The following is a 16,350-nucleotide window of genomic DNA, read 5'->3' as shown; positions in this document are numbered from 1 at the left end:
CGACAAATGCCCGTCTGTCGAGTATGGGAAATTACGCCATTTGGCGGATTTATGATTGAATCTTTCGGAAGCGAACCGGAGTTTTCCACATCTGGTCCGGAACTTGCATGCAAAGAGAGCAGCGAGACTCTTTTTGGGAAATATCCTCATGATGCCTGCTTCCTCATCTCCGGACGGCCTGAAAGACAGCGATCTCCTTTCCCTGCCGCTCGAACGCTACCTGCACGAGTTCCGGGGCGGCCTGCTCAGCCTGCCTGAAAGCGAGCGGGATGTGATTGTCGCTGAAGTGCGGGCCCAGGTCGCGGCGCAGGCCCGGTTGGGGGAAGGGGCGGTCCTGGCGCTGCTGGAAAGACTGGGAAAGCCGGACAGGCTCGCAGCACGTTTTACGATCCGGCATGAGCTGTCCGTTGGTGTGCAGCAGTCCAATCCCTTTGGTCTGTTCTGGGTTCTTCTGCGGCTGGCGGCGGGGAGTCTGCTGGCGTTTGTCGGCGGATTTGTCGTGATTGCGCTTGGGCTGACGGGGCTTCTTCTGGCAGCGATGCCCGTGCTGCGGCTCTTTGTTCCGCAGGATCTTTTCGTGGTGGACGACAGCCCGTTCTCGATCACTGTTACGACGGATGGTGTCCCCGGGAATGGCATCCCGCTTTCCTGGGGATATGCGATCCTCTGCTGCGGTGTCGGAATCGTCCTTGTCGTGTTGGCGATGCTTCTTTTGCGGGGGCTGGGACAGCTGCTGTTGCGGGACATGCGCCGCAAAATGCAGGGGCTGGACTGAGGGGCGGGAGACAGGATTTCCATTATGGAACGGAAGGGGAGTGCGAAAGGCTTTTCAGCGCTCCTTCAGCCTGCGATGGTGCGGGGCTTTCTGTTTTCCGTCAGTTCTGGAATCCGTTGATGAAAACGCCCAATCAGTATCTTGCGAGTCTTCCGACGACCATCTTCACGATTATGTCACAGCTTGCCGTGAAGCATGGGGCGATCAATCTCGGGCAGGGATTCCCGGATACGGAAGGGCCGCAGGACATCATTGAGGTTGCGGCGGACGCGCTTCGGGATGGACGCAACCAGTACGCGCCGCTGACGGGACTGCCGGAACTGCGCGAGGCCGTGGCGGCGTCCAACCGGCGTTTTTATGGGATCGACGTTGATCCGGCGACGGAAGTTGTCGTGACGTCCGGCGCGACGGAGGCTCTGGCGGCATGTCTTATGGCGGTTGTGGAACCGGGCGACGAAGTGGTGGTGATCGAGCCGCTTTATGACACCTATCTGCCGGCGCTGAAGCTTCTGGGGGCGGTGCCACGCTGTGTGCGGCTTGCGCCGCCGCACTGGTCCGTGCCGGAGGCGGAGCTTCGGGCTGCGTTTGGTCCGAAGACCAAGGCGATCATGCTCAATTCACCGATGAACCCGTCCGGGAAGGTGTTTGTCCGTGAGGAGCTTGAGCTGATTGCGGAACTGGTGCGGGAACATGATGCCTATGCGATCTGTGACGAGGTTTACGAGCATCTGACGTTTCACGTGAAACACATCCCGCTGATGACGCTGCCCGGGATGCGCGAGCGGTGCATGCGGATCGGGAGCGCGGGCAAAAGCTTTTCCCTGACGGGATGGAAAGTCGGTTATGTGACGGCACCGGCAGCGCTGGCATCCGTGGTGGCGAAGGCGCATCAGGTTCTGGTTTTCGCAACGGCCCCGAACCTTCAGCGGGCCGTGGCTTACGGGCTGAACAAGGATGACAGCTATTACGAAGGGCTGTCAGCGCAGATGGAAACACAGCGGGATCTGCTGCGGAATGGTCTGCACCGGCTGGGTTTTGAGACGCTGCCTGCGGATGGCAGTTATTTCATTGTGGCGGATATTTCGCGTCATGCAGCCGGACGGGGCGATGTTGAATTCGCGCGCTGGCTGGTGGAACATGCGGGTGTGGCCACAATCCCGGTTTCGGCTTTCTATGACCCGCAGGGGGATGCCGCACCGCAGAACCTGATCCGGTTCGCGTTCTGCAAAAAGCCGGAGATCCTGCAGGAGGCCTTGAAACGGCTGGAAAAGGCCCTTTCTTAAAAGCCCTGTGTTGTGATCCGCTCTGTGTTCAATCTGTCTGCCGGAAAAGCCGGTCTGTTCTGTCTGGAGATTTCTCATGTCTGTTGCTGCTGATGCTCTGGGCGCTCTTGCGACGACCGATGCCCTGTTTTTCGGGCGGCCTGATTCAAAGCTGACCCGCGATGATGCCCGGGCGCTCGTCAATCGTGGGCTTGATGGCGTGGATGATGGCGAGCTGTTTCTTGAATACCGGGAGAACGAAAGCATCAGTCTGGATGACGGGACGATCCGTTCGGCGAGCTTCAACACGTCTTCGGGATTCGGGCTGCGGGCGGTTCTGGGAACGGAGACGGCTTTTGCGCATGCGGACGATATCAGCCGGGATGCTCTGGAGCGGGCTGTCAGTACGGTGGGTGCCGTGCGGCAGGGACGCAGCGGCATCATGGCGCCGGGACCGCAGGCGACGAACCAGCGGCTTTATGGCGACTCCCGCCCGCTTGAAGGAACGGATTTTGCAGCGCGTGCGGCGGTTCTGAGCGAGATCGATGCCTATGCGCGGGGTCTGGATTCCCGGGTGGTGCAGGTCAGTGCCGTACTGAGTTCCGAATGGCAGGCCGTGCAGATCATGCGGCGCGCGGACTCCGGCGGCGATGTGGCGGATCTGCGGCCGCTGGTGCGGATGAATGTGTCGGTCGTCGTGGAAAAGGACGGTCAGCGCGAGAGCGGAAGCTGTGGGCTGGGGGGGCGCTATGAACTGGACCGGCTGCTGGCGCCGGAAACGTGGCGCGATGCGGTCGACAAGGCTCTGAAACAGGCTCTGATCACGCTGGAAGCCACGCCCGCACCGGCAGGAGAAATGGATGTGGTGCTTGGCCCGGGATGGCCGGGCATCCTGCTGCACGAAGCTGTCGGGCATGGGCTGGAAGGCGACTTCAACCGCAAGGGGACCTCATCCTTCTCGGGGATGATTGGCAAGCGTGTGGCGTCTCCAGGTGTGACGGTGGTCGATGATGGAACGCTTCCGGAGCGTCGTGGCTCGCTGAGTGTTGATGATGAGGGAACACCGACGTCCCGGACCGTTCTGATCGAGGACGGGATCCTGACCGGTTATCTTCAGGACCGGCTGAATGCCCGTCTGATGGGCACGAAATCCACCGGGAACGGCCGTCGGGAATCCTATGCGCATGCTCCGATGCCGCGCATGACCAATACGCTCATGCTGGAAGGAAGTGCGACCACCGACGAGATGATCCGCTCGATGAAGCGGGGGCTTTATGCCGTGAACTTTGGGGGAGGCCAGGTGGATATCACGTCGGGCAAGTTCGTGTTTGCGGCTTCGGAAGCCTATCTGGTCGAGGACGGGAAAATCATCCGTCCGGTGAAGGGCGCCACGCTGATCGGCAATGGGGCGGATGCGATGAACCAGATTTCCATGATCGGGTCCGATGTGGCGCTGGATCCTGGCATCGGTACCTGCGGCAAGGCCGGTCAGGGCGTGCCGGTGGGGGTTGGGCAGCCGACCCTGAAGATTTCGGGTCTGACGGTGGGGGGGACGGCCTGATCCGGGGACGCCGGGCCGTTCGAGAGACGAAAGCTATTCGTGATGGGTCATAATTACGCCAAACCCCTGACGGCTGAAGCCCGGATGGAGCGGGTTTTCTCCCGTCTGCCAGCGGACTGGGCTGTGAAAATGGAGCGTCAGCCGGGAACGGGATGGTCGGTCTGGATGCAGCGTCCGGATGGGACGCCGCATCAGGAGACACGGGATACGCTGGTTGAAGCACTGGAAGAGGTGTGGCGCGCCTTGAGATAGGCCGCGTTTTCAGAAGCTGTTCTGCGTCGCAAGCATGAAGAAGATCCGGTTGACGGCCGGGTAGACCAGAAACTGGATCAGAAGCAGGACGACCATCGGCGCGAAATCCATGCCGCCCGTGTTGGGAAGGATGCTGCGGATCGGAGCCATGACGGGTTCGACGATCCGCGCCAGCGTGTTGAAAATGGAATAGAAAAACCGGTTGCGAATATCCAGGATCCCAAAGCCCAGCAGCATCGACAGGATGCAATATGCCAGCAGGATCCACACAAAAGCCTGGATCAGCATCAGGATAATGGAATGCAGGGCAACCATATAAAACCTCGTCGAATGTCGGGAAGGGCAGCCGAAAGGCTGGTTGAGGAACGTTTGTAGCCATAGCGATAGCATAGAACAACGTCTTGCGTGCAGGGCTGCTTGACAGTCTGCGAGAAGAAGAGAACTATTGTTCTGCCGTGGGGCTGTAGCTCAGATGGGAGAGCGCCTCGTTCGCAATGAGGAGGTCAGGGGTTCGATTCCCCTCAGCTCCACCACGGTGAGTGTTTTGTCGTAAGTATTGATGAAACTAGAATCCCCCCTGTAGTGACGAAGAAATAAAAAACTATCTCTGATCTCGTGTGGAAACTAGGTGTGGGAAATTCATTTCTGAATTTGTAGATTGAATATTGTATTTTTGGAGTTTTCCTCTGATCTATCTGTTCTCACGGATAGAGGGTGCCTTATTCGTCATTTTATTTCAATTGGGGCACTTGTGAATTACAATTTTTCGCTCAAAAGAATGTAGTTTTCATTGTTTGGTGCGGGTTGTAATATAAAATGTATGAATATTGTTTCTTGTAATTTATTGGGTCTGGTGAAGATATTTTCTGCATATCCAAATGAGTTTGGATTGCATTTTCTTGGGAATGTTAATGCGTATCAGGGATTGCCGAGGCAGTTATTTACCCATATGTTTTTAATGTAATATTCTGAACTTTCTGGGTCTTTCTATTCAACGGAAATGATCGCAAGATATTTTGTTCCTAGGCAGAGATGTCCTTGACTGATTTTTTATGAGGTGGATGCGTTAAAATGTCTAAATCAGTAGCAACTCGAACATCCTTAGTTCAGTTCCAGGGACATTTTGACGGGCTGGAAGATGGTGTCGTTCGAGGATGGGCGACATGCAATCTGAAAAAATTTTCTCCTGTAAGGATTCACATTATTATTGATGGGCAGGAAGTCGGAATGGCTACTGCCGATTTGCCTCGTGAAGACGTTCAGGCAAAGCTTTCACTGCCAACTGCTGACTTGGGTTTCAGATTCGAAATACCACCAAGCTATTTTAATGGTGAAAAACATACGCTTTCATTGCGGCTGGATGACCGGTCCGCTCTGCCACTTTTGTCCGACGGCATGACTTCAATCACATTTTCCGGCCATCTCAAACCTTCTTATAAAAGTCATGTCGATGGTGTGAAGCAGGGCGCGCTACGTGGGTGGGTGCTTCGCAAGCTGCCAGATAGCGAAGAGGCTGGTGGTGTGGTGCTATCAATTCTTGTCGATGGTATTCGTATCGGGCAGACACGGGCAAACCGTTATCGCGGAGATGTTGCTGCTGTTTTAGGGTGTGATCCTAATTGCGGGTTTGAATTTCCTATTCCGCAGGCGTTGAGAGGCAGTGGTCAGCATACAATCAAGGTCTTGGCACAGCCGGATGATATAGAACTTGATGGCTGTCCTATCGTAACATCATTTGCTGATGATGCGTTTGAAAGTCGGATCATCGACGTTACCAATGAACTCGATGAAATTTACAGACGTATGGCGAAGCTGCGTCAAGAGCTTCGTGATCTCGTTCCCAAGCGTCCCTATACGTTAGGAGATTACGATCGATGGGCACGCAAATATTACACCCTTCTGAGCAAACGAGTGGCCGAACAACGGGTACGTGCTGAAAAAAACGGCGTATTTACGCCGCTTGTTTCAATTCTTTGTCCCGTTTATCGTCCCCTTGAAAGCGACTTCAAGGCCGCTGTGCAGTCGGTTATTGATCAGACCTATAAAAATTGGGAACTGATCCTCGTTGACGATGCAGGTAAGAGTCGCGAAACAACGGAAATCATCAATAATTTTGTTAAAAGTGACCCGCGGATCAAATGTGTTACTCTGAAAAAGAATATTGGTATTGCGGGTGCCACAAATGTAGCGATGGATGCTGCTAAAGGACAGTATATTGCATTTTTTGATCATGATGATCTATTGGTAAACGTTGCTATTGAAATAATGGTTATCGCGGCCCATGAAACCGGAGCCAAGCTACTTTATTCAGATGAGGATAAAATTGATCAGGCTGGGTACTACTTGGAGCCTAATCTCAAACCTGATTTCAACTATCGTTACCTTCTTGGTTGCAACTATATATGCCATTTAACGATGGTAGATGCTGCGACAATGCGCCAGATTGGTCATCTCGACTCCGATTACAACGGGGCGCAAGATCATGATTTCGTACTGAAAGCAACGGAAGTTCTGAAGCCATCGGAAATTTTCCATGTGCCGGAAATTCTTTACCACTGGCGTAAAACCCCCAATTCCACAGCCGTGGATGTGAGCCAGAAAACTTACGCTATCAATGCAGGCGTAAAATGTGTGGCCGACCATCTCAAGCGGCGGAAAATAGCCTCCAAGGTTTCGTCCATCCGCGGGCTGACGCTTTATGGCGTGGAATGGACTTCTCGTACGCAGTCCTCTGTGACCATCATCATTCCTTTTAAAGATCAGTTGGATACGACGCTGACCTGCGTCGAAAATATCCTCAAGCATACGGAATATAAGAACTATAATATTATTTTGATCGATAATTGGTCAGTTCGTGATGAGACACTGGGTTTCATCAAAAAAATTCAGAAGCATGAAAACGTTTCTGTTATAACAGTAGAAGAGCCGTTCAATTTTTCTCGGCTTAACAATATTGCTGTAGCTCAGACCACATCTGATTTTGTCGTGTTCATGAACAACGACGTGTTTGTGGAAGACCCGAAGTGGTTACACCGTATGGTTGGAGAAGCTCAGGCATTCAAGGATGTCGGAGCGGTTGGTGCCAAGCTGCTTTATCCTAATGATACGATTCAGCATGCCGGTGTGGTTGTTGGTCCGGCTGGTGTGGCAGCTCACGTACATCGGGGTGATCCGTTATCAGAATATGGCTATATCGGTCGCACCATGCTTTCGCATGAAATAACCGCTGTAACGGCAGCCCTGATGCTGGTTAGGCGTACTGTTTTTGAAGAGGTCGGTGGATTTGATGAAGAAGCGCTGAAAGTCGCTTTCAATGATGTTGATCTATGTTTGAAAATTCGTCGGGCCGGGTACCGGATTATTTTTAGTGCCGAGACGATTGCCTATCATCACGAAAGTCTGTCACGTGGGACGGATGACAAACCGGAACATGAAACACGCTTTTTTTTAGAAACTCAGACTATGCTCGAACGCTGGAGTTCTGATCCGTTATTTGAACGTGATCCCTCTTATCCACGTTATTTTACTGTCGACCAGCAAACGTTTTTTAATTTGGTAGACCCTGAATATCTTGATGCCTGATATTGGCAGGTGTTCGTGCGACCCGCACTATGGCATCGAACTGGTTGAACGGCACACCAATGGCGTCAGTCTGTGCCAGACAGACGCGCAACAGTCAGATCGTTTTGATATCAGACACGCGGTCCAATGCCCCAGGACCGAGAAAGCGCATGAAGGACAGGCGGTCGCTGACAGATATTCCGTACCGGGGTCAAAGGGGGGGCGCCCCCCTTTGTTTCCGTCTGTATAGGACAACGCCTTTTCCAGATCGGGTCGGAGCACTTCGACATCCATACTCCGTGAAAAGGTTTCGAGGTGATCTCCACTCCCACGCAGGCGAGTAAGGTGCTCCGCAACATCAAGGAAACCTGGCGGCTTCAGGGCGCACCCGCCAATCTAGGTGCAGAAAAAGGAATTGCAGACATTTACTTAAAACCAGGATGCTTTTCCAATATTGTTGGTGCATTATTATGAAATATCTGTCCGATAGGGCTTGTTTCAACTCATGTGAAAATACAAAATATTAAATTGTATGATAAAATAAACAATATTATGCTGTTTTAATATTTATATAAAGAAATATTATAATTTAATTATGAGTTAATTAACTTAAATAGGAGCGAATAAATCTAGATTTAGGTGGTGTCCATTTGAGTAATTGAGTCCTTTTATTGAGTTGTATTTGAGTACATTCATTCCATATTTCTTCACAGACTCCATGAAAACAGTTTCGTCTTTGAAATCAATTAGTGCCAGACTGCATTGAGGATGATTGTGCAGATATGCCGCAGCGGCGGCGGGGCCGATGAGTTGCGTATTGGGGCCGACGAGAAAGACAAGGCTTGGCTCGGAATAGGATGACGATACCAAAACACTGTCATTGCAGGGGCGGACGTCTTCGAAGAGATCCGCAATCCGGGGGCTGAGACGGATGGTCTGGAGATTGGGAATCACGCTCAGGAACAGGCCGGCATGAGCAATGACGGCTGCGCCCATGGCGCAGAAGGCTGCCTGTCGCCGCTGCTGCTTCAGGAGCATCATAATGGCGCCGAGCATCAGTGGCAGAGAGCCTCCCAGTGCGATCAGAGCGGAGAGTGAGAATGTGTGCTCAAGCCTGTACAGAGCGGTGCTGCCGGCAAGGCAGAAGCCGATGCCGATGACCGCCCACAGAACGCCATAGACTCCGAGAAGAGCCTTTGCCCATCGTGAGAGTGTGGGAGGGCGCCATGCCATGAGGCTTGCGGCAGTAAGGATGGCAATCGCCGGATAGGTTGGCAGGACGTAATGCGGGAGTTTGGTGGCGATCAGTTCGAACACCAGCCAGTGCGGGACGATCCAGCTGAGGAGGAAGCGGACCTGCGGGAGTTTGCGGTTTTTCCAGACTGCCGGAATGGCCATGGCGGCGAACAGAGAGCCAGGCCAGAAGGCCAGTCCGAAAACCAGCAGATGGAAGCCGGGAGGAAGGCCGTGAGCTTCCTGACCATGGGCGACCTTGCCCAGGAAGTTGCGCCCAACCGCGCGGGCGAAGAAGTCCCCGCCGCTGATGATTTCGATGGCGACGCACCATGGAACGACCACGGCAATCATGAGCAGCCAGCCCCAGCGCGGGCGCAGGCGGGACCACCATGAGCGGTCTTTTTCCAGAAACCACAAAGCCAGAGGCGTGCCGAAGCCTGGAATGAGGACGACCGGTCCCTTGAGCATGAGCCCGATGCCGAGGGCGAGCCAGTAGGCGACTGCGACCCGCAGATGAGTGGGGCGGTTCTTCTGCCGATCGGTGAGAGCACAGAGAAGGGCGGCTTCGATGCAGAGGATGTCCAGCAGCAGGACCGTGTCGATGGTCGCCATGTGGCTTTCGGCGACAAACAGGGTCGAGACCATCAGCAGGCCTGCCGCCATCAGGCCCGTTGCGCCACCGAAGAGAGTTGCGCCGATCCAGGCAGTCAGGGGGACGATGATGGTTGCGGCAAGGAGGCTTGGAATCCGGTAGGGCCATGTCTTGCGCAGAACCGAGGGACCGAAGATCTTTTCGGCCGCGGCAGTCGAGGCTGCTTCCAGCCAGTAGATGCCGGCCGGCTGGAGATAGCGTGGTTTGTCCTGAAAACGGACGTCGATGAAGTTGTGGGAGAGAAGCATCTGTTCAGATGCTTCCATATAGCGGGGCTCGTCCCGATCGAGGGGCGGAAGCGTCATGCGGCCGGGGAGCGCGAGCAGAAAGGCCAGCAGCCCGAGAAGAGCATAATGCCGGAGGTTCAGGGTCATGGGGACTCTCCGCGCCGTTTTGTCAGGCCGGGCATGCGGCAGGATCCCGGAAGGCCCGGATCCGGTGACGGCTTCAGTGTTCGGTCAGATGATCGGGCAGGTGCGTGCGGTTCTGAAGCCACATGACGCCCAGAAGGTCACGGATTCCCACGAGGGCCCGGTTGAAATTCGTATATTTCGAGCTGCCGTGCAGTCGGGCCCGGTGCTGGACTTCGATGCAGATCAGCGGCGCGCCGTAATGTCCCAGAAGGGCAGGCAGAAAGCGGTGGACGCCTTCAAATTGCGGGATCTTCAGGAAGAGATCGCGGGAGAACAGCTTGAGCGGTGCGCCGGTATCGGGGCAGCCGTCGTTCAGAAGGCGGCGACGCAGGCCGTTGGCAAGGCGTGTGGCGATCCGGCGGGACAGGCGGTCATTGCGCTTGCGCCGAACGCCGACAACGAGGGGGGCTGTGCCCGGAGCTGATGTCGCCTGATCCAGCATTTTCAGGATGGCGGACGGGTCGTCTTGACCATCGCCATCAATGGTGGCGATCCACTGGCCCTTCGCGGCTGTAATGCCGGTGCGGAGTGCTGCGGATTTTCCGAGACGCTTTGGATGGCTGATGATGCGCAGGCGGGGCAGGAGCGTCTGCCGGGCTTCCAGAAGCTTTTTGACGGTGGCGTCGGTGCTGCCGTCATCGATCGCAAGGATCTCTATGGAAGGATCGGCGCCAAAAGTGTCCGCCAGTTCCTGACAGACCGGCAGAATGTTTTCCGCCTCGTTCAGAACGGCCATGACGACGGAGAGCCTTGTGGGCTTTCCGTCGTCATGAAAGGAACCTTGCACCGTGGAGGGGGGCATCGGATCAGGCAGCGGAGCGCCGAAGGGCTTCCGGCAGGCTGTCGATGCCCTTGTCGATCAGGGTTGCGGCGATGTCGGGGCTCTCCGTCAGACGGGTCGACACGACGTCGCGGGCTGCGGCAACGGCGATCTGGGCAGCGCGATCCTGAATCTCACGGATGGCCGAACGTTCGGCTGCGTGAATGCGATCCTGCGCCATCTTTTCATAACGGGCTGCGGCGGCTTCGGCGTCCTGACGGGCACGTTCTGCCAGACCGGCGGCCTCGGCTTCGGAGCGTGCAAGCATGGCCTGTGTTTCGGCCAGGGTCTTTTCACGCTCGCGGGTGGCATCTTCCAGCATCTGCTCGGCTTCGCGACGCAGACGGGCTGCCTCGTCGAGGTCGTGGCGGACGCTGTCGGCGCGCGCATCCAGGTGGCCGGTGATGGCGACCCAGAGCTTGCGCCCGAAAATGACGAAGAACAGGACGAAGGCGAGGGCGGTCCAGAACCGGGGATCGTGGAACATCTTCGTCTCCTTAGGCGCTGACGCGTTTGACGGCGCTGGCGACAGTCTGTTCGTCCTGCGTGCCGATCAGATGCGAAACCAGATCCTGGGTGGTGCTGGTGGCGATCTCGGACAGGCTGGACAGGGCCTGTTCACGGGACTGGGTGATTCGGGTCTCGGCGCTGGCGATCTCGGCTTCGAGGCGCTTGGCCGTTTCCGCAGCGTGAGCTTCCGCGTTGGCGCGGGCTTCGCTCTGGATCCGCTCCACATGGGCGCGGGCCTGCTCGGCTGCTTCATGACGGGCGCTGAGGAGTTCCGCGCTGGCGCGGTCGGCTTCAGCCTTGGCCTTGCGGGCAACATCCAGATCGTTCTGGATCCGGGTCCGACGGTTGGTCAGCACCCGTTCGACACGCGGCAGTGCGAAGCGGCTCAGGGCGAGATAGAAGCCGCCGAAAATGACGGCTCCCCAGACGACCTGTCCGATCAGCAGCGGATCGTGGAAGTTCAGCTGTGGCATGCCCGCAGCCACGGCACGGCCCGGCACGGCCGCAAGCGGGGCGGCGAACAGGAAGAGGCGTGGCGTACGGTACATGTTCGACCTCAGGCGAACAGGATCAGGAAGGCGATCAGCAGGGCGAACAGCGCGACGGCTTCCGTCAGCGCGAAGCCCAGCATGCCGATGCCGAAGACATGCGGACGCGAGGCCGGGTTGCGTGCAACCGAGCTGATCAGCGTCGAGAAGATGTTGCCGAGACCCATGCCGACACCGGCGAGGGCGAAAACGGCAATACCGGCACCGAGGTCACGGGCGGCCTGGGCGATGCTGATGCCGAATTCGTGAGCGGCTTGAACGTCCATTGTCAGGTTCCTTGTTGGGTCGATTAAAGGGTTAGTGCGAAGCTGGTGTGGCTCAGTGAGCGACGGCCTCACGCAGATAGATGCAGGTGAGGATGGCGAACACATAGGCCTGCAGCACACCCACCAGCAGTTCGAGGGCCGTCAGCGCGACGTTGATCGCGATCGGGGCGATGGCCAGGACATGGCCGAATGCGCCCAGACCGGCGAGCATGATCGTGAAGCCGGCAAACACTTCCAGAAGCACGTGACCCGCCACCATGTTGGCGAAAAGTCGGATCGACAGGCTGACAGGACGCGAAAGGAAAGAGATGATCTCGATCGGCACCAGCAGCGGAGCAAGCCAGACAGGCGTTCCAGCGGGCAGGAAGTGCTTGAGGAAGCCCACACCCTGAAAGCGGATGAAAGCAAGGATCGAGATGACGAACACCATGATGGCCAGGCCGAAGGTCACGGCGATGTGGCTGGTGTACGTGAAGGAGAAGGGCAGCAGGCCGAGATAGTTGCCGGCCAGGATGAAGAAGAAGATTGCGAAGACGAACGGGAAGAACGTTGCGCCGTTTTCACCGATCGTGCTGACGGCGAGGTCGTGGACGAAATCGTAGCTGATCTCGGCGGCGGCCTGAAGGCGACCCGGCACGACGGCGGCGGGGCGCATCCCGACATACAGGAAGACCAGAACGACGGCAGCGGCGATCAGCATGAACAGTGGCGACTGCGAGAACCGCAGGGCTTCTCCCAGATGTCCAAGAACCGGATGGAGCTCGAACTGTCCGAGCGCGTCAATCGTCGATCCGGCTGCCACGCTGGCTTCTCCCGTCATCTTTCGGTCCGGACACCATGTCCGAATCCTTCAAAACCCGCCAGACATTCAACATGCCGGCACCACATCCTGCCAGGGCGAAAACGGACAGGAACAGAGCCCTGTACCCGAACCAGTGACCCAGCGCGTAGCCTATGGCTACACCGACCGCGAGCCCCGCCACAAGATCGGTTCCCACGCGGATCGCCAGTCCAAGGGATGACATGGAACTGTCATCGTTGCCCTCGTCGGTTACGGCGAATTCCCCTGAGCGGGGATCGAGCTTCTGACGGGCACGCCTCAGGCGTTCGTCGAAGTTTCCGTCGTCACCGGCAGGGGCGTGTCCCATGAGGTCTGATCCCTTACCCTGTACGCATCCTTCTTACCCGGTCATTCAACCGGATTCCTTCTCAGCGCAGGCGCTAGCTACCGGCGAGTCCGTTGACTGTCAATGTATTCTGCTCGCCGGAGCCATCGAAACCCGTTTTCGCCCTAGCTGACCAGTTTCAGGCGGCGCCCGCGGTCTTTCCATTCCGGACTCTCGCCAGAGCCGCGTCCGAAGGGCAGCATGGGGGCTGGATCTTCCGAACTGGGTTCGACGCGGGGGGCATCCGGCATGTGCTCGCCCAGATAGGCTTCCGACAGGGTGCGGAAGGCATAATCGAGCATGGAGGTCGCGTAAGCCGTGGACGGATCGCCCTCGACAGTGCCTGCGGGACCGAAGCGCGTATAGGCGAATCGCTCCACAAAGGCTTCCAGCGGGGCACCATATTGCAGGCCGATGCTGACGGCGTGGCCGAGGCAGTCCATCAGTCCGCGGGCCATGGGGCTCTCGCGGGGTGGGGTGAGGCTGATCTCGCCGAGTGTGCCGTCCTCGAATTCGCTGGTGCGCATGAAAAGACTGTGACCGCCCACGGCCGCGCGCTGGGTGAACCCGGTCTGACGCATGGGGAGCGGGCGGCGCACGCCACGGGCCAGCTTGGCCTGAAGGTCGGCCAGATCGGGTTCTGGCACCGCCGGCAGGAAGTCCACGACATTCTTCACTGCGGCGTGCATGGCAGTCTGGGCCTGCGGACGAACGGGCGGGAGCGGGGTCTCGCCGGCCAGTGCGAGTGCCAGGGCGGATTCGGGCGTCAGGCCACGGCAGGCCAGCCGGGCCAGCGTGGACGCACGCAGATGTCCATCTTCGCGCAGGGGCGAGAAGGCAGGGGCGAGGCCGCAGGTTTCGACGTCCAGCAGTCCTTCGGTCGGGGCCGGGGAGGAAAATCCGGTTTCGATCGGACAGAAATGCCGCCCCTCTTCGGTAGCGCAGACCGAGGAAGCGAGGGTTCGCAGTCCCGGCAGGGGTGATTCCGGAATGGAAGGCGGGGACAGTTTCGTTCCGGCGCGGGCCACGGTGGTGGCGAGTGCGGCCATGGCGCAGGCGGCGTTGCGGGCGTCGTCACTGTCATAGTCGAGACCGAGGGCCGCCAGGCAGGCATCGAGATCGGTCAGGAAAATGAGTCCTGCGGCTTCGTCTTCAGGCTGGGCGGGCAGATCGAACAGGGGCAGCTCACCTGTACGTTCGATCCGGGTCGCGGCATGAAGGCGGCGCAGGGCGTCGCAGGCCAGACGCAGGCAGGCGACGAAATGCTCGGCGGCGAATCCGGTCTCCTGCACGAAGCTGGACAGGCGGATGGTGAAGCCGGGCGTCTGGTCGGGCTGGCACTGCCACAGTGCGGTATTGGGCGCCATCTGCTGCATCAGCAGAAGATAGGACAGGCTCCGGCCCGGCGACGGCGTGTTGGCCGGGGTGCCGGGAAGGGGCGGGCACGCGTCGATCGTGTCCACCCAGCGGGCTGCCTCCGCGGCAAGTCTGACCGGCCCACCGTTCAGGGTGATCTGGGCGAGGGCCTGCGCGGCCTCGTCATCCCAGGCGGCAGGAAGGGTGACGGAGCGCAGGGCGCTGTCGTCGGGGTCGGTCATGACCTGAAGCGTCCTCATGCGAACGCCGGTCCAGTGAAGGCGAGCTGTCATGCTGCGAATCTACGCCCTGCGCCCATGCGCCCGTAAGCCGGAAAAGGGCCTCCGGAAGGCCGCTAATGGGCGGGAACATGGGGATATGGGGGATAACATTTTCCCGGGGCCTGCCGAGGGACGATTTCTGCGGGAGGATTGGACGCGCGAAGCGGAGTCGGGTAGTGCTGGAAGGATGATTTTCACGAGGGTATCGTCATGAGCGCTGTCACGGTCCGTCATGACCGGCTGGAGCTTCTGGCCGGGTTCGCTGTCCTTGCCTGCCTTGCGGGTCTTCTGGTCGCGGCAATGGTCGGGCACCATCAGAGCGATGACGGGGGCTACCCTGTCCATGCGTCCTTCAGCCAGATCGACGGCCTGACGGTCGGTTCCGATGTGCGGCTTGCGGGCATTACCGTGGGGCATGTGACGGGGGCCGTGGTCGATCCGAAGAGCTTTCAGGCGCAGGTGACCTTTACGCTGGCGCCGGATGTGAAACTGCCAACGGATTCCGCTGCGATCGTGACGTCTGACAGTCTGCTCGGCGGGAAGTATATCGCGCTGTCGCCGGGTGGAGCGGATTCGGTGGTGAAGCCGGGGGGTGTCATGACCGAGACGCAGGGCTCCATCAGCCTGGAACAGCTTCTGAGCAAGTTCATTTTCTCCGTGACGGATTCGCTGCAGAAGAGCCAGAAGGCCGCTGCGGGAAAGCCGACGGCGGGCAGTCTGGCGGATGAGCCCTGAGGCATGACGGATGCGCAGAAAAATGCGTTTCTGTGGGTCGACCACGAGGGCAATCCCGTGTCCTGTGTGGAGAAGGTCCAGATCCTGCGGGAAAACGATACCGAGCTGCGTCAGGCCCTTCAGGATGCATTTGATGACGGGGTTCTGATGGGGGTTGCGCCTCAGGCGATGCTGCAGACGTTTCAGGCGATGCTGTCCGATCTGAAGAGCCCGCTCCAGGGTGGGGCTCAGGAGAAAGAGTCATGATGAAACTCTGGTCTGACCGGGTTCTGCCGTGCGGGGCTGCCGGAATGATTCTGCTGGCCGGGATTTCGGGTGCGCGGGCCGCGACAGGTGTGGCGCCCCCGGCGATGTATCCGGCTGCAACCTGGCAGGGACAGTCGCAGGCCGTGGTGCGTGTGCTGGACCGGCTGGACGCCCATCTGGAGCTTCTCACGATTCCCGTGGGCGGGAGCGCGACCTATCACAGTCTTTCCGTGGGTGTTGAAGCCTGTGTCAGCCGGCCGCAGACGCTGGCGGCGGATGCCGGAGCCCTGCTGCATCTGAAGGACAGCAGTGATCCGCAGCGGCCGCCTTTCGATGGCTGGATGCTGGCTCAGGAGCCTTCTGTCGCAACTTATGGCAGCCCTTTGTACGATGTGCGCGTTGTCTCCTGTGCGGGAGCGCCGACGGCACCGCAGGCGGGACCTCTGCCTGTGGTGAAGGCACCCGTGCTCGCCAGTGCGGAGGTTCCCGTGGAAGAGGGCGGCGATGCTCCGGCATCCCAGCCCGGTTCTGCCTCAGGCGGTCCTGTGCCGCTTGCTCCGGACAGTCATAATCCCATTCCGCTCGCGCCTCCCAGCGGTGCGGCGCCGTCCCTTGCTCCGGCCATGCCTGCGCAGCCTTCGGGACAGCCCCTGTCACCTCCCGAGGCTGATCCCGGCCTCGAATAAGGTGGGATGGGGCGGAATGACCCA

General features: G+C 58.3%; 18 protein-coding genes, 1 tRNA gene and 1 pseudogene. 10 read left to right on the top strand and 10 right to left on the bottom strand.

The window, feature by feature from the left end; translation table 11 throughout:
- Positions 1-148: 148 nt before the first annotated feature.
- From HKD27_RS02720 to HKD27_RS02705, 4 genes are all read left to right on the top strand, one after another.
- Positions 149-775: an HAAS signaling domain-containing protein gene (locus tag HKD27_RS02720; RefSeq protein WP_194688555.1), complete on the top strand. Its 627-nt coding sequence runs from the start codon at positions 149-151 to the stop codon at positions 773-775.
- A gap of 119 nt (positions 776-894) precedes the next feature.
- Positions 895-2,058 (top strand): aminotransferase, encoded by a 1,164-nt coding sequence (locus HKD27_RS02715; RefSeq protein WP_194688556.1) that lies wholly within the window; start codon positions 895-897, stop codon positions 2,056-2,058.
- A gap of 76 nt (positions 2,059-2,134) precedes the next feature.
- Positions 2,135-3,598, top strand: a complete 1,464-nt coding sequence (tldD, locus tag HKD27_RS02710; protein WP_194265544.1) for a metalloprotease TldD — start codon at positions 2,135-2,137, stop codon at positions 3,596-3,598.
- Between the two features lie 42 nt (positions 3,599-3,640).
- Positions 3,641-3,850, top strand: coding sequence for a hypothetical protein (locus HKD27_RS02705; RefSeq protein ID WP_194688617.1), 210 nt, complete (start codon positions 3,641-3,643; stop codon positions 3,848-3,850).
- A 9-nt stretch (positions 3,851-3,859) separates the two neighbouring features.
- Here the strand turns inward: HKD27_RS02705 and HKD27_RS02700 are convergent, their stop codons facing one another.
- Positions 3,860-4,165 (bottom strand): YggT family protein, encoded by a 306-nt coding sequence (locus tag HKD27_RS02700; RefSeq protein ID WP_194688557.1) that lies wholly within the window; start codon positions 4,163-4,165, stop codon positions 3,860-3,862.
- A 142-nt stretch (positions 4,166-4,307) separates the two neighbouring features.
- Here HKD27_RS02700 and HKD27_RS02695 point away from each other — a divergent pair.
- Positions 4,308-4,383: transfer RNA gene (locus tag HKD27_RS02695), tRNA-Ala, on the top strand.
- Positions 4,384-4,921: 538 nt separating this feature from the next.
- Complete coding sequence (locus HKD27_RS02690; protein ID WP_194688558.1) at positions 4,922-7,432, top strand: glycosyltransferase family 2 protein; 2,511 nt, start codon at positions 4,922-4,924, stop codon at positions 7,430-7,432.
- 16 nt (positions 7,433-7,448) lie between these two features.
- Here the strand turns inward: HKD27_RS02690 and HKD27_RS16730 are convergent.
- Positions 7,449-7,792, bottom strand: a pseudogene (locus HKD27_RS16730) (IS5/IS1182 family transposase); the annotation flags it as partial.
- On the opposite strand from HKD27_RS16730, the gene HKD27_RS16625 reads away from it, so the two are divergent.
- A complete protein-coding gene (locus HKD27_RS16625; protein ID WP_255522890.1) occupies positions 7,757-7,885 on the top strand; it encodes a hypothetical protein in 129 nt (42 codons plus the stop codon). The pseudogene HKD27_RS16730 and the gene HKD27_RS16625 overlap by 36 nt on opposite strands.
- A gap of 135 nt (positions 7,886-8,020) precedes the next feature.
- Here the strand turns inward: HKD27_RS16625 and HKD27_RS02685 are convergent, their stop codons facing one another.
- The 8 genes from HKD27_RS02685 to HKD27_RS02650 form a co-directional block, all read right to left on the bottom strand.
- Positions 8,021-9,673 carry a glycosyltransferase family 39 protein gene (locus HKD27_RS02685; protein WP_194688559.1) on the bottom strand — a complete coding sequence of 551 codons (1,653 nt, stop codon included), beginning with the start codon at positions 9,671-9,673 and terminating at the stop codon, positions 8,021-8,023.
- A gap of 73 nt (positions 9,674-9,746) precedes the next feature.
- Positions 9,747-10,514: a glycosyltransferase family 2 protein gene (locus tag HKD27_RS02680; protein ID WP_194265541.1), complete on the bottom strand. Its 768-nt coding sequence runs from the start codon at positions 10,512-10,514 to the stop codon at positions 9,747-9,749.
- A 4-nt stretch (positions 10,515-10,518) separates the two neighbouring features.
- Positions 10,519-11,019 carry an ATP synthase subunit B gene (locus tag HKD27_RS02675; RefSeq protein ID WP_062494537.1) on the bottom strand — a complete coding sequence of 167 codons (501 nt, stop codon included), beginning with the start codon at positions 11,017-11,019 and terminating at the stop codon, positions 10,519-10,521.
- Positions 11,020-11,029: 10 nt separating this feature from the next.
- Positions 11,030-11,590 (bottom strand): hypothetical protein, encoded by a 561-nt coding sequence (locus tag HKD27_RS02670; protein ID WP_194688560.1) that lies wholly within the window; start codon positions 11,588-11,590, stop codon positions 11,030-11,032.
- A gap of 8 nt (positions 11,591-11,598) precedes the next feature.
- The gene (locus HKD27_RS02665; protein ID WP_024717170.1) at positions 11,599-11,826 is read right to left on the bottom strand and encodes an ATP synthase subunit C family protein; all 228 of its coding nucleotides are present in this window, start codon (positions 11,824-11,826) and stop codon (positions 11,599-11,601) included.
- A gap of 82 nt (positions 11,827-11,908) precedes the next feature.
- Positions 11,909-12,658 (bottom strand): F0F1 ATP synthase subunit A, encoded by a 750-nt coding sequence (locus HKD27_RS02660; protein ID WP_194688618.1) that lies wholly within the window; start codon positions 12,656-12,658, stop codon positions 11,909-11,911.
- Positions 12,636-13,004 carry an AtpZ/AtpI family protein gene (locus HKD27_RS02655; RefSeq protein WP_194688561.1) on the bottom strand — a complete coding sequence of 123 codons (369 nt, stop codon included), beginning with the start codon at positions 13,002-13,004 and terminating at the stop codon, positions 12,636-12,638. Before HKD27_RS02655 ends, HKD27_RS02660 begins: the two co-directional genes overlap by 23 nt.
- 143 nt (positions 13,005-13,147) lie before the next feature.
- Complete coding sequence (locus HKD27_RS02650) at positions 13,148-14,671, bottom strand: vitamin B12-dependent ribonucleotide reductase (protein ID WP_194688562.1); 1,524 nt, start codon at positions 14,669-14,671, stop codon at positions 13,148-13,150.
- A 198-nt stretch (positions 14,672-14,869) separates the two neighbouring features.
- Between HKD27_RS02650 and mlaD the strand changes: the two genes are divergently transcribed.
- The 3 genes from mlaD to HKD27_RS02635 are packed head-to-tail and all read left to right on the top strand — an operon-like array spanning position 14,870 to position 16,326.
- The gene (gene mlaD / locus HKD27_RS02645; protein WP_194688563.1) at positions 14,870-15,394 is read left to right on the top strand and encodes an outer membrane lipid asymmetry maintenance protein MlaD; all 525 of its coding nucleotides are present in this window, start codon (positions 14,870-14,872) and stop codon (positions 15,392-15,394) included.
- A 3-nt stretch (positions 15,395-15,397) separates the two neighbouring features.
- A complete protein-coding gene (locus tag HKD27_RS02640; protein ID WP_062494543.1) occupies positions 15,398-15,640 on the top strand; it encodes a hypothetical protein in 243 nt (80 codons plus the stop codon).
- A complete protein-coding gene (locus HKD27_RS02635) occupies positions 15,637-16,326 on the top strand; it encodes a DUF2155 domain-containing protein (RefSeq protein ID WP_194688564.1) in 690 nt (229 codons plus the stop codon). Before HKD27_RS02640 ends, HKD27_RS02635 begins: the two co-directional genes overlap by 4 nt.
- Positions 16,327-16,350 lie beyond the last annotated feature (24 nt).

The organism is Gluconobacter sp. R75690, from assembly GCF_015244525.1.
Taxonomy (GTDB): domain Bacteria; phylum Pseudomonadota; class Alphaproteobacteria; order Acetobacterales; family Acetobacteraceae; genus Gluconobacter; species Gluconobacter potus.
This window is presented reverse-complemented; position numbering and strand designations above follow the sequence as displayed.

Bases quoted from the DNA above. Each gene is read 5' to 3' on its own strand.
- mlaD (WP_194688563.1), top strand. From the start codon at position 14,870: ATGAGCGCTGTCACGGTCCGTCATGACCGGCTGGAGCTTCTGGCCGGG.
- tldD (WP_194265544.1), top strand. From the start codon at position 2,135: ATGTCTGTTGCTGCTGATGCTCTGGGCGCTCTTGCGACGACCGATGCC.
- HKD27_RS02685 (WP_194688559.1), bottom strand. From the start codon at position 9,673: ATGACCCTGAACCTCCGGCATTATGCTCTTCTCGGGCTGCTGGCCTTT.
- HKD27_RS02650 (WP_194688562.1), bottom strand. From the start codon at position 14,671: ATGACAGCTCGCCTTCACTGGACCGGCGTTCGCATGAGGACGCTTCAG.
- HKD27_RS02720 (WP_194688555.1), top strand. From the start codon at position 149: ATGATGCCTGCTTCCTCATCTCCGGACGGCCTGAAAGACAGCGATCTC.
- HKD27_RS02670 (WP_194688560.1), bottom strand. From the start codon at position 11,590: ATGTACCGTACGCCACGCCTCTTCCTGTTCGCCGCCCCGCTTGCGGCC.
- HKD27_RS02690 (WP_194688558.1), top strand. From the start codon at position 4,922: ATGTCTAAATCAGTAGCAACTCGAACATCCTTAGTTCAGTTCCAGGGA.
- HKD27_RS02715 (WP_194688556.1), top strand. From the start codon at position 895: ATGAAAACGCCCAATCAGTATCTTGCGAGTCTTCCGACGACCATCTTC.
- HKD27_RS02700 (WP_194688557.1), bottom strand. From the start codon at position 4,165: ATGGTTGCCCTGCATTCCATTATCCTGATGCTGATCCAGGCTTTTGTG.
- HKD27_RS02705 (WP_194688617.1), top strand. From the start codon at position 3,641: ATGGGTCATAATTACGCCAAACCCCTGACGGCTGAAGCCCGGATGGAG.
- HKD27_RS02680 (WP_194265541.1), bottom strand. From the start codon at position 10,514: ATGCCCCCCTCCACGGTGCAAGGTTCCTTTCATGACGACGGAAAGCCC.
- HKD27_RS02675 (WP_062494537.1), bottom strand. From the start codon at position 11,019: ATGTTCCACGATCCCCGGTTCTGGACCGCCCTCGCCTTCGTCCTGTTC.
- HKD27_RS02655 (WP_194688561.1), bottom strand. From the start codon at position 13,004: ATGGGACACGCCCCTGCCGGTGACGACGGAAACTTCGACGAACGCCTG.
- HKD27_RS02635 (WP_194688564.1), top strand. From the start codon at position 15,637: ATGATGAAACTCTGGTCTGACCGGGTTCTGCCGTGCGGGGCTGCCGGA.
- HKD27_RS02640 (WP_062494543.1), top strand. From the start codon at position 15,398: ATGACGGATGCGCAGAAAAATGCGTTTCTGTGGGTCGACCACGAGGGC.